Source organism: Mesorhizobium sp. B4-1-1 (assembly GCF_006439375.1).
Classification (GTDB): Bacteria; Pseudomonadota; Alphaproteobacteria; order Rhizobiales; family Rhizobiaceae; genus Mesorhizobium.
In genome coordinates this window covers 1-11131 of the sequence record NZ_VFTH01000006.1, presented here as the reverse complement: position 1 = coordinate 11131, position 11131 = coordinate 1, and the positions used below count along the sequence as shown (strand labels likewise).

Below are 11131 nucleotides of genomic sequence, written 5' to 3'. Positions count from 1 at the left end.
GTTGGGAGGAAAACGGATGGCCGAGACGCGCACGGAAGCGCTCCACCAGAATGCCGAGGGGCTGGATGTCCAGGCTCCCGAAGCCATTCTGGCGTTCCTGGCCAATGCCCAGATCGAGGCCAGCAAGGCCGTGCACGGCGCCATTCCGGCAATCGCCGCTGCCGCCGAACTCATCGCGAAGCAGTTGAAGAGCGGCGGCAGGCTCGCCTATGCGGCGGCCGGCAGCTCCGGCCTTATGGCGCTGGCCGATGCGCTGGAACTGCCCGGCACGTTCGGCATTGCGCGCGACCGCATCGCCATCCTGATCGCCGGCGGCGACGAGGCCTTCCGCACGCTGGCCGGCGGACCGGAGGACGACACCGGGGAAGCGGCGGCGGCCGTCGCAGCGGCCGATATCGGCAAGGGCGACTGCCTGATCGCCATTTCCGCCAGCGGCTCGACCCCTTATGCAGTCCAGGCGCTGCAGGACGCGCGGCGCCGGGGCGCTGCCACCATCGCCATCGCCAACAACCGGGGCGCCGCGCTGTTCAAGCAAGCCGACGTCGCCATCCTGCTCGAAACGCCTCCGGAGCTGATCGCCGGCTCGACGCGCATGGGCGCGGGCACCGCGCAGAAGATCGCGCTCAACATGCTGTCGACACTCGCCGCCATCCATCTCGGCCATGTCCATGACGGCTACATGGTCAACCTGACCGCCGACAACATCAAGCTGCGCGACCGCGCCGTGCGCATGGTCGCCGCCATCAGCGGCAAGAGCCGCGACGACGCGGCCCGCCTGCTCGAGGAAAGCGGCGGCGGCGTCAAGACCGCCATTCTGCTCGCCGCCGGCGCCGCCAACGCCGACGCGGCCGAGAAGATACTGGAAGGAACCGGCCAGAAGCTTCGGCCGGCGCTTTCCGCGCTGGGGCATGATCCCGAAAAGTGGAACCCGCTTTTCGGAAAAGATCATGCCCTAACAAAGAAGTAGGGCCTGTTTCATCCCGATTTCCATCGGGGTGAAACGGGCTTGCGAGGGGAGCAAGGGGCGCTGAGCCCCTGTTCTCATCAAAACGGAACCTGAAAAAGGTCAACAGGGAGACTGAAGATGAAGACCAAACTACTGACAGCCCTTCTGCTCGGCACAAGCATCCTCGGCACGACCGGGATGGCGCTGGCCGAGGACGTGACGCTCAACATCGAAAGCTGGCGCGGCGACGACCTGACCATCTGGAAGGACAAGCTGATCCCGGCCTTCGAGGCCAAGAACCCCGGCATCAAGGTGGTGTTCGCGCCTTCGGCCCCGACCGAGTATGACGCGGCCCTCGGCGCCAAGCTCGCCGCCGGCTCGGCGGGGGACCTGATCACCTGCCGCCCCTTCGACAAGTCGCTCGAGCTGTTCAAGAAGGGCAACCTCGCCGACCTTAGCTCGTTGCCGGGCATGGAGAACTTCTCGCCCGTCGCCAAGTCCGCCTGGCAGACCGACGACGGCAAGTCGAGCTTCTGCGTGCCGATGGCCTCGGTCATCCACGGCTTCATCTACAACAAGGACGCCTTCGAAAAGCTCGGCCTCAAGGTGCCGACTACTCGCGACGAGTTCTTCGCCGTGCTCGACAAGATCAAGGCCGACGGCACCTACATCCCGATGGCGATGGGCACCAAAGACCTCTGGGAAGCCGCGACCATGGGCTACCAGAACATCGGCCCGAACTACTGGAAGGGCGAGGACGGCCGCGCGGCCCTGATCAAGGGCGAGCAGAAGCTGACCGACAAGGACTGGGTCGCGCCGTATGAGGAACTGGCCAAGTGGAAGCCGTATCTCGGCGACGGCTTCGAGGCGCAGACCTATCCTGACAGCCAGAACCTGTTCACGCTCGGCCGCGCAGCCATCTACCCGGCCGGATCCTGGGAAATCGGCCTGTTCAACACCCAGGCTCAGTTCAAGATGGGTGCCTTCCCGCCGCCGGTCGAGAAGGCCGGCGACACCTGCTACATCTCCGACCATACCGACATCGGCATGGGCCTGAACGCTGCTTCCAAGCACGCGGATGCGGCAAAGACCTTCCTGTCCTGGGTGGCCTCGCCGGATTTCGCCACCATCTACGCCAACGCGCTGCCGGGCTTCTTCAGCCTGAACTCCTCGCCGGTGAAGATGGAAGACCCGTTGGCGCAGGAGTTCGTTTCCTGGCGCGACAAGTGCAAGTCGACGATCCGCTCGACCTACCAGATCCTGTCGCGCGGCACGCCGAACCTCGAGAACGAGACCTGGGTGGAATCGGCCAATGTGATCAACGGCACCGACACGCCGGAAGCCGCGGCCAAGAAGCTGCAGGACGGCCTCGACAGCTGGTACAAGCCGGCGAAGTAGGAGCATCGATTGCGATGCCGGCCGGGCGCGGGCCCGGCCGGCATTCAAACAGTTCCAGATAGCGATTGTCGGCGCAGCCTCCCGGTCTTACCCTCACCTTGCGGGGAAGACGGAGCCGATCTGTCGCTGGCCTTGTCTTTCTCCTCGAAGGGGACAGCCAAGCCGTGCATCGGGGCATCAGCTAGCATCACCTGAACTGGAACCCAGAGACGGCGGGGAACCGAACTCATGGCTACCGAACTCATGGCTGCAGAAACGCGACCGAAAAGACCGATCCGCTGGCATGTCGGCGTCTTCCTGGCGCCGGCGGTGCTGGTCTACACCGCATTCATGATCCTGCCGCTGTTCGGCACGCTGCAGCTCTCGCTGTTCCGCAACATAGACCAGTCCCAGGTCTTTGTCGGACTGGGCAACTTCCGCACGCTGTTCGGCGATCCGAACTGGTCGGTGAATTTCTGGAACGCGCTGCGGAACAATGTCTGGTTCTTCATCATCCACATGCTGGTGCAGAACCCGATCGGCATCCTGCTCGCGGCGCTGCTTTCCAGCCCCAGGCTGCGCTTCACCGCCTTCTACCGCACGGCGATCTTCGTGCCGACGATCCTGTCCTTCGTCATCGTCGGCTTCGCCTGGAAGCTGATCCTGTCGCCGCTGTGGGGCGTGGCGCCGCATCTGCTCGATTTCGTCGGCCTGAAGAGCCTGTTCACGCCATGGCTCGGCAAGGAGCAATATGCGCTTACCGCGCTCAGCCTGGTGTCGGTCTGGCAATTTGTCGGCATCCCGATGATGCTGATCTACGCGGCGCTGCTGTCGATCCCCGAAGAAGTGATCGAGGCGGCCGAATGCGACGGCGTCACCGGCATGGCGCAGTTCTGGAAGATCAAGCTGCCGCTGATCCTGCCCTCGATCGGCATCATCTCGATCCTGACCTTCGTCGGCAATTTCAACGCCTTCGACCTGATCTACACCGCGCAAGGCGCGCTCGCCGGACCGAATTATTCGACCGACATCCTCGGCACCTTCCTCTACCGCGCCTTCTTCGGCTTCCAGCTGCAGGTCGGCGACCCCAACATGGGCGCCGCGATCGCCACGATCATGTTCCTGATCATCCTCGCCGGCGTCTGCGTCTACCTGTTCCTCGTGCAGACGCGCCTGCGTCGCTACCAGTTCTGAGGCGCGCCATGAGCACAGCCACCCGTTCGCTTCCCCGCACCATCGGCGCGCATGCGATCCTGCTGACCTACACGGCGATCGCGCTGTTCCCGGTGATCCTGGTGGTGATGAATTCGTTCAAGTCTCGCGCGGGCATTTTCGGCGCGCCGCTGACGCCGCCGACGACGAAGACCTTCGACCTGATCGGCTACACCACGGTGTTCGGCCAGGGCGATTTCTTCCACTATTTCCAGAACAGCCTCATCGTCACCGTCGCCTCGCTGTTCTTCGTGCTGCTGTTCGGGGCGATGGCCGCTTTCGCGCTGTCGGAATACCGCTTCCGCGGCAACACGCTGATGGGTCTTTACCTGGCGCTCGGCATCATGATCCCGATCAGGCTCGGCACTGTCGCCATCCTGCAATTGATGGTGGCGAGCGGGCTGGTCAACACGCTGACGGCGCTGATCCTGGTCTACACGGCGCAAGGGCTGCCGCTGGCGATCTTCATCCTGTCCGAATTCATGAAGCAGGTGTCCAGCGATCTGAAGAACGCAGGCCGCATAGACGGGCTCTCGGAATACACGATCTTCTTCCGCCTTGTGCTGCCGCTGGTGCGGCCGTCGATGGCGACCGTCGCCGTCTTCACAATGATCCCGATCTGGAACGATCTGTGGTTCCCGCTGATCCTGGCACCTTCGGAAGAGACCAAGACCGTGACGCTCGGCGCGCAGCTCTTTCTCGGCCAGTTCGTCACCAACTGGAACGCGATCCTGGCGGCGCTGTCGCTGGCGATCCTGCCGGTGCTGATCCTCTATGTCATCTTCTCGCGGCAGCTGATCCGCGGCATCACGTCGGGGGCCGTCAAGTGAGCTCGGAAGAACCCCTTCGCGTCGTCGTCGCCGGACTCGGCAATATGGGCCGCAGCCATGCGCTCGCCTACCACACCAATCCAGGCTTCGAGATCGCCGCACTCGTCAACCGTTCCGACGTGCCGCTGCCGGGGGGGCTCGGGAGCTACGGCATCAGACGCTCCTTCGTGGACGCGCTGCGCGACGAGAAGCCAGACGTCGCGGCGATCGCCACCTATTCCGACAGCCATGCCGATTATGCGGTCAGGGCCTTCGAGGCCGGCTGCCATGTCTTCGTCGAGAAGCCGCTGGCGACGACGGTTGCCGACGCGAAGCGCGTCGTCGACGCCGCCAAGGCCAACGGCAGGAAACTGGTGATCGGCTATATCCTGCGTCACCATCCGTCCTGGGTGCGGCTGATCGCCGAGGCGCGCAAGCTCGGCGGTCCATATGTTTTCCGCATGAACCTCAACCAGCAGTCTTCCGGCCACAGCTGGGGAACGCACAAGCAATTGATGCAGACGACGTCGCCGATCGTCGACTGCGGCGTGCACTATCTCGACGTGATGCTGCAGATCGCCGATGCGAAGCCCGTCGAAGTGCGCGGCATGGGGGTGCGGCTGAGCGAGGAGGTGGCGCCGTCGATGTACAATTACGGCCACCTGCAGGTGCTGTTCGAGGACGGCTCGGTCGGCTGGTACGAGGCCGGCTGGGGTCCGATGATCTCGGAGACGGCCTTCTTCGTGAAGGACGTGATGTCGCCCAAGGGCTGCGTGTCGATCGTGATGAAGGAGGGCGTCAAGTCCGACGACATCGACACCCACACCAAGACCTCGACGATCCGGCTGCACAGCGCCGAGACCGGACCGGACGGTAAATTCGCCAGGGAAGACCAGCTGCTGTCGATGGAAGGCGAGCCGGGGCATCAGGAGCTCTGCGATCTGGAGCAAGCCTTCCTGCTCAAGGCCATCCGCGACAATATCGACCTCACCCGCCACATGGACGATGCCGTGAAGTCGCTCGCCGTCTGCCTCGCCGCCGACGAGAGCGTGCGCAGCGGCAACGTCGTCAAACTCTAGAACAGGAACGAAGCCGTGGGCTCGCTGAAAATCGAGAATGTGAAGAAGGCTTTCGGGCCGGTCGAGGTTCTGAAGGGCATCGACCTCGAGGTGACGGACGGCGAGTTCGTCGTCTTCGTCGGCCCGTCCGGGTGCGGAAAATCGACGCTGTTGCGCGTCATCGCCGGGCTCGAGGACTCGACCTCCGGCCGTGTGCTGATCGACGGCGCGGACGTTTCCGTCACGCCGCCCGCGAAACGCGGCATCGCCATGGTGTTCCAGACCTACGCGCTCTACCCGCATCTGACGGTGAAGAACAACATGGCGCTGGGCCTGAAGCAGGCCGGCACGCCGGCGGCCGAGATCGAGCGGCGCATCAAGATCGCTTCCGCGATGCTGTCGCTAGAGCCCTATCTCGAGCGCCGGCCGGCGGAACTGTCGGGCGGCCAGCGCCAGCGCGTCGCCATCGGCCGCGCCGTGGTGCGCGAGCCGAAGCTTTTTCTCTTCGACGAGCCGCTGTCGAACCTCGACGCCGCGCTTCGCGTCAACACCCGCCTGGAGATCGCGCAGCTGCACCGACGGCTGAAGGCGACGATGATCTACGTCACCCACGACCAGGTCGAGGCGATGACGCTGGCCGACAAGATCGTCGTGCTCAATGCCGGCCGCATCGAGCAGATCGGCAGCCCGATGGAGCTCTACAATTCGCCGGCTAATGAATTCGTCGCCGGCTTCATCGGCTCGCCGAAGATGAATTTCATCGATGGCGCCAGGCTCGGCGAGACGGCCAAGACCGTCGGCGTGCGGCCGGAGCATCTGACGGTCGATACGAAGTCCGGCGCCTGGAAAGGCACGGTCGTGCATGCCGAGCATCTCGGCGCCGACACCAACCTCTATCTCGACTGCGAGAAGGCCGGGCTGATCACCGTGCGCATCTTCGGCGTCTACAACGCCGAGCCGGGCGCGACGCTCTATGCGACGCCCGATGCGGCGAAGACGTATCGGTTCGGGGCGGATGGGAAGGTGTTGAATTAGGCCGGAGTTTCTTTCCTCTCCCTCCGGAGGGGGGAGAGGTGGCGCGAAACCACCTTCACTTCCGGATACCAAAAGGAGAGAACGGAAAGTCTGCGTTACTCGTCCGCCTTGAACGTCTGTTTCTGCTGACCGAGCCCTTCGATGCCGAGTTCCACGACGTCGCCGGCCTTCAGGAACACCGGCGGCTTCATGCCGAGGCCAACGCCGGGCGGCGTGCCGGTGGAGATGATGTCGCCGGGATGCAGCGACATGAACTGGCTGAGGTATGACACCAGATACTTCACGCCGTAGACCATGGTCTTGGTCGAGCCGTTCTGCATCGTCTTGCCGTTGACGGTCAGCCACATTTTCAGGTTCTGCGGATCGGCGACCTCGTCCTTGGTCACCAGCCACGGGCCGGTCGGGCCGAAGGTGTCGCAGGACTTGCCCTTGGTCCACTGGCCCTGACGCTCGGCCTGGAAGGCGCGCTCGGAAACGTCGTGCGCGACGCAGTAGCCGGCGACATAATCCAGCGCGTCGTCCTCCGAGACATACTTCGCCGTCTTGCCGATGACGACGCCGAGCTCGACCTCCCAGTCGGTCTTGACCGAGCCGCGCGGGATGAGCACGTCGTCATCCGGCCCGACGATGGCCGAGCTTGCCTTCATGAAGATGATCGGCTCGGACGGCACCGTGGCGCCAGTCTCGGCGGCGTGGTCGGAATAGTTGAGGCCGATGCAGATGAATTTTCCGGTCCCGGCGACACAGGCGCCCAGGCGCGGCTTGCCGGAAACCACCGGCAGCGATTTCGGATCGAGCTTCGAGAGCATCTCCAGCGAGGCCGGATGGAGCGTCGTGCCGGCGATATCGGCGACATGAGCCGAAAGGTCGCGGATCGTCCCATCCGCATCGAGCAGGCCGGGCTTTTCGCTGCCAGCTTCGCCATAGCGCAACAACTTCATCATTCTTCTCCTAAGGTGCGGCCTGAAGCCATTTTTTGCAAAATTCGTTTCGATTGGGGTGACGAAAGCCGGGCGGACCGTAGCCATCGATCTGATCCCCGGCAAGCGAACGCCGCATCGGGCGATCTGGCGAAAGGAATTTTCAGACTGATCGATGCGAAACCCCGATCTCCTGCCAAGCCCTTTCCGATCCTTCAGATCGACCAGCCGCCGTCGATGTTGTAGGCCTGCCCCGACGTGTAGGTTGCGCCGGCAAGGTAGACGGCGAGGTCGGCGATCTCCTCGGGCGTGCCAAGCCTGCCCATCGGCTGGCGGGCGATGAAGGCCGCGCGGGCCGCCTCATAGTCGCCCTGCGCATGCATGCGGTCCTGCAGCGACGGGCTTTCGACCGTGCCCGGGCAGATCGCATTGCAGCGAATGCCCTTGGCGACATAGTCGGCGGCGACCGCCTTGGTGAGGCCGATCACCGCTGCTTTGGTCAGGCCGTAAACGAAACGGTTCGGCACGCCCTTCTGCGAGCTTGCCAGCGAGGCCATGTTGATGATGGAGCCGTCGCCGCGCTCCAGCATGCCGGGCAGCACGGCGCGGATGGTGCGGATCATCGAGCGGACATTGAGGTTGACCGCGAAGTCGAGATCCTCGTCCTTCATCTCGAGGATCGAACCCCCATGGACGAAGCCGGCGCAGTTGAACAGCACATCGACCCGCCCGATCTCGGCGAAGGCGGACGCGACGGCCGCGTCGTTCAGCACATCGAGCGTGCGGGGCTTGATACCGGGCGTCTTGCCCAGCTCGGCCAGCAACGGCTCGTTGATATCGGTGGCGTGAACGGTCGCGCCTGCCTTGGCGAAGGCCAGCGCACTAGCCCGGCCGATGCCTTGCGCCGCCGCGGTGACCACGACCATTTTGCCCGCCAGATACGCCATGTTCTTCTCCTCGCCTGCCTGGAGCGGTTCGCCGTTTCACGGAAACGGCGAAACGCTCTATCTCCTTGTTTTGACGCAATTCCAGACGGAAAACCGCTCGCGCTTTTCCTGGAATGCTTAATGCGTCCGCGTCTATCGATGGCCAGCCCTGGCGTCATGTACCAGACCACCAGCATCGTGCGGCCTAAGTCCCGCTTCACAGATAAAGATGTTTTTTCTCGTTAAAGAACACTGACCCGAGCGTCAAGCCCGAACGCCATCACCTTCGCGACAGCAGCCAGACCGGCTTCGGCGCCGACTATCGTTGCCGCAAGGCTGCGGACGCGCCTCGTGCGAAGGGCTTCAGTCGCCATAGGGAACCCAGACGTTCTTGACCTCGATGGCGCGGCGCAGGAAGGCCTCGCCGGCCGCTTCGCTTGACGCCCAGTCGAGCGTGCGGCCATTGCCGGTCCAGACGCGCTTGAGGTTGCCGATGGAGTCGGCCTCCGCCTTGGCGCAGGTCTCGGCGTCGGCGAACACCCAGAGCCCGTCGACGTCGTCATGTTTGGCCAGCACGCCGGCCAGCTCGGCGCTGCGGCCTGTGACGATGTTGATGGCACCGGCCGGGATGTCGGAATATTCGATCACCTGGTAGAGGTCGGTCGCCAAAAGCGGATGCCGCTCAGACGGGACGGCGACCACGGCGTTGCCCATGGCGAGCGCCGGCGCCACCAATGAGATGAAGCCGAGCAGCGGCTGATTGTCGGGCGCGACGATGCCGACGACGCCGACAGGCTCATGCAGCGCCAAGGTGACGACGCGGGCCGGCGGCTGGTGAACACGGCCCTCGAACTTGTCGGCGAGGCCGGCATAGAGGAACAACCGCTCGATCGACTGCTCGACCTCTTCGCGCGCAGCCTTCGCCGTCACGCCGGTCAGCTGGACAAGGCGCGCGGCGAACTCGTCGGCGCGGCCGGACAGATTTTCGGCAAGATAATAGAGCACCTGGCTGCGGTTATAGGCCGTCGCATCCGGCCAGGCCTTGCAGGCACGGGCAGCGGCGACGGCGTCGCGGATGTCCTTGCGGTTGCCGAGACCGACTTCGCCGGCCAGCTTGCCCTTGGCGCTGGCGACGGCAAGCGAGTAGTTGCCGTCCGGCCGCACCTGCTTGCCGCCGATGAACAGCTTTGCGGTGCGGTCGATGGCCGTGCCGTCGGCCTGCTCGACCGGCTGGGCCGATCCGGCCGCGGCCGGCCTGATGGCAGGGCCGGCCGGCAGCTTGGCGGTGAGATATTCGAACATGCCTTCGCGGCCGCCTTCGCGGCCGAAGCCGCTCTCACGGTAGCCGCCAAAGCCGCAGGCGGCGTCGAACATGTTGGTGCCGTTGACCCAGACGACGCCGGCCTTCAATTGCGGCGCGACGTGCAGCGCGAGATTGATGTTCTCGCTCCACACCGAAGCGGCCAGGCCGTAGCGCGTGTTGTTGGCAAGCTCGATCGCTTCCTCGGTGTTGCGGAAGCTCATCGTCGCCAGAACCGGCCCGAAGACCTCTTCCTGTGCCAGAATATTAGCCGGCGAAACAGATGTCGCAAGCGTGGGCAGATGATAATAACCGGTTGTCGGCAGCGCGGCGTCCGGCTGCCAGCAGACTGCGCCCTGTTTCGCGCCCTCGGCGATCAGGCCCTTGACGCGGTCGAGCTGGCTGCGGTCGACCAGCGGGCCGATATCGGTGTTCTTGTCGAGCGGGCTGCCGACCCGCAGCCGGCTCATCCTGACCTTGACCTTGGCGATCAGGGCTTCCGCAATGCCCTCCTGCACCAGGAGGCGCGAGCCGGCGCAGCAGACCTGACCCTGGTTGAACCAGATACCGTCGACCAGGCCTTCGACGGCGCTGTCGAGATCGGCATCCTCGAAGACGACGAAGGCCGACTTGCCGCCGAGCTCCAGCGAGAGCTTCTTGCCCGAGCCGGCTGTCGCCTTGCGGATGATCTTGCCGACTTCGGACGACCCGGTGAAGGCGATCTTCTGGACGCCGGGATGATTGACGATGGCAGCACCGGCTTCCGGTCCGCCCTGGACGATGTTGACGACGCCCTTCGGCACGCCCGCGCGCTCGCAGATCTCGGCGAACAGGATGGCGGTGAGCGGCGTGAATTCGGCCGGCTTCAGAACCACCGTGCAGCCGGCGGCCAGCGCCGGCGCGATCTTCCAGGCCAGCATCAGCAGCGGGAAATTCCACGGGATGACCTGGCCGACGATGCCGACCGGCTTGTGGTCGGGAAAATCCTTCTCGAGCGCCTGCGCCCAGCCGGCATGATGGATGAAGTGGCGGATCGCCAGCGGCACGTCGATGTCGCGGCTCTCGCGGATCGGCTTGCCGTTGTCGATCGATTCCAGCACCGCGAACAGGCGCTGGTGACGCTGCATGGCGCGGCCGATGGCGTAGAGCACTTTTGCTCTGGCGTAGCCTGAACTGGCGCTCCATTTCGGCAACGCCTTGGCGGCGGCCGCGACCGCGGCATCGATATCGGTGGCGCCCGCATCCGAGACCTTGGCAAGCAGCTTGCCGGAGGACGGTTCGCTGGTCTCAAAAGTCTTGCCGCTTGCCGCCGCTTTCCAGGCGCCGTCGATGAACAGGGCCTTGGAGAAATCGCGTGCCGCGAGCCAGGCATCTGCCTCGTTGCGGGCTTCCGGCGCCGGACCGTATTCCATGGCGTGATAGCGTTCGAGGATGTTCATAACATGCTCCTGGTAATCGTCTTGGCAGGCGATCCTTCGCGCCCCCCTCTGTCCTGCCGGACATCTCCCCCACAAGGGGGGAGATCAGCCTTCACGCCTGGCGGCTGCC

General features: G+C 64.5%; 9 protein-coding genes. 6 read left to right on the top strand and 3 right to left on the bottom strand.

Translation table 11 applies throughout. The annotated features are described in order from the left end of the window. The first annotated feature begins 16 nt into the window (after nucleotides 1-16). The 6 genes from FJW10_RS10360 to FJW10_RS10335 all read left to right on the top strand — a co-directional run bounded on the left by FJW10_RS10360 (nucleotide 17) and on the right by FJW10_RS10335 (nucleotide 6437). Nucleotides 17-967, top strand: coding sequence for an N-acetylmuramic acid 6-phosphate etherase (locus FJW10_RS10360; protein WP_140900027.1), 951 nt, complete (start codon nucleotides 17-19; stop codon nucleotides 965-967). A gap of 117 nt (nucleotides 968-1084) precedes the next feature. Next, nucleotides 1085-2344 carry an ABC transporter substrate-binding protein gene (locus FJW10_RS10355; protein WP_140659690.1) on the top strand — a complete coding sequence of 420 codons (1260 nt, stop codon included), beginning with the start codon at nucleotides 1085-1087 and terminating at the stop codon, nucleotides 2342-2344. Nucleotides 2345-2587: 243 nt separating this feature from the next. Beyond that, the gene (locus tag FJW10_RS10350; RefSeq protein WP_140659703.1) at nucleotides 2588-3517 is read left to right on the top strand and encodes a sugar ABC transporter permease; all 930 of its coding nucleotides are present in this window, start codon (nucleotides 2588-2590) and stop codon (nucleotides 3515-3517) included. An 8-nt stretch (nucleotides 3518-3525) separates the two neighbouring features. Next, complete coding sequence (locus tag FJW10_RS10345) at nucleotides 3526-4365, top strand: carbohydrate ABC transporter permease (RefSeq protein WP_140900026.1); 840 nt, start codon at nucleotides 3526-3528, stop codon at nucleotides 4363-4365. Then, nucleotides 4362-5423: a Gfo/Idh/MocA family oxidoreductase gene (locus FJW10_RS10340; protein ID WP_140900025.1), complete on the top strand. Its 1062-nt coding sequence runs from the start codon at nucleotides 4362-4364 to the stop codon at nucleotides 5421-5423. The genes FJW10_RS10345 and FJW10_RS10340 overlap by 4 nt, the downstream gene beginning before the upstream one ends. Before the next feature lie 15 nt (nucleotides 5424-5438). Then, nucleotides 5439-6437, top strand: a complete 999-nt coding sequence (locus FJW10_RS10335; protein ID WP_140900024.1) for an ABC transporter ATP-binding protein — start codon at nucleotides 5439-5441, stop codon at nucleotides 6435-6437. 95 nt (nucleotides 6438-6532) lie between these two features. Here FJW10_RS10335 and FJW10_RS10330 read toward each other — a convergent pair whose 3' ends face one another. From FJW10_RS10330 to FJW10_RS10320, 3 genes are all read right to left on the bottom strand, one after another. Then, nucleotides 6533-7378 carry a fumarylacetoacetate hydrolase family protein gene (locus FJW10_RS10330; protein ID WP_140853621.1) on the bottom strand — a complete coding sequence of 282 codons (846 nt, stop codon included), beginning with the start codon at nucleotides 7376-7378 and terminating at the stop codon, nucleotides 6533-6535. A gap of 194 nt (nucleotides 7379-7572) precedes the next feature. Continuing rightward, on the bottom strand, nucleotides 7573-8304 hold the full coding sequence (locus tag FJW10_RS10325) for an SDR family oxidoreductase (protein WP_140900023.1): 732 nt from the start codon (nucleotides 8302-8304) through the stop codon (nucleotides 7573-7575). A 342-nt stretch (nucleotides 8305-8646) separates the two neighbouring features. Continuing rightward, nucleotides 8647-11022, bottom strand: coding sequence for an aldehyde dehydrogenase family protein (locus tag FJW10_RS10320; RefSeq protein ID WP_140900022.1), 2376 nt, complete (start codon nucleotides 11020-11022; stop codon nucleotides 8647-8649). Between the last annotated feature and the right edge of the window lie 109 nt (nucleotides 11023-11131).

Bases quoted from the DNA above. Each gene is read 5' to 3' on its own strand.
- FJW10_RS10325 (WP_140900023.1), bottom strand. From the start codon at position 8,304: ATGGCGTATCTGGCGGGCAAAATGGTCGTGGTCACCGCGGCGGCGCAA.
- FJW10_RS10330 (WP_140853621.1), bottom strand. From the start codon at position 7,378: ATGAAGTTGTTGCGCTATGGCGAAGCTGGCAGCGAAAAGCCCGGCCTG.
- FJW10_RS10345 (WP_140900026.1), top strand. From the start codon at position 3,526: ATGAGCACAGCCACCCGTTCGCTTCCCCGCACCATCGGCGCGCATGCG.
- FJW10_RS10350 (WP_140659703.1), top strand. From the start codon at position 2,588: ATGGCTGCAGAAACGCGACCGAAAAGACCGATCCGCTGGCATGTCGGC.
- FJW10_RS10355 (WP_140659690.1), top strand. From the start codon at position 1,085: ATGAAGACCAAACTACTGACAGCCCTTCTGCTCGGCACAAGCATCCTC.
- FJW10_RS10320 (WP_140900022.1), bottom strand. From the start codon at position 11,022: ATGAACATCCTCGAACGCTATCACGCCATGGAATACGGTCCGGCGCCG.
- FJW10_RS10360 (WP_140900027.1), top strand. From the start codon at position 17: ATGGCCGAGACGCGCACGGAAGCGCTCCACCAGAATGCCGAGGGGCTG.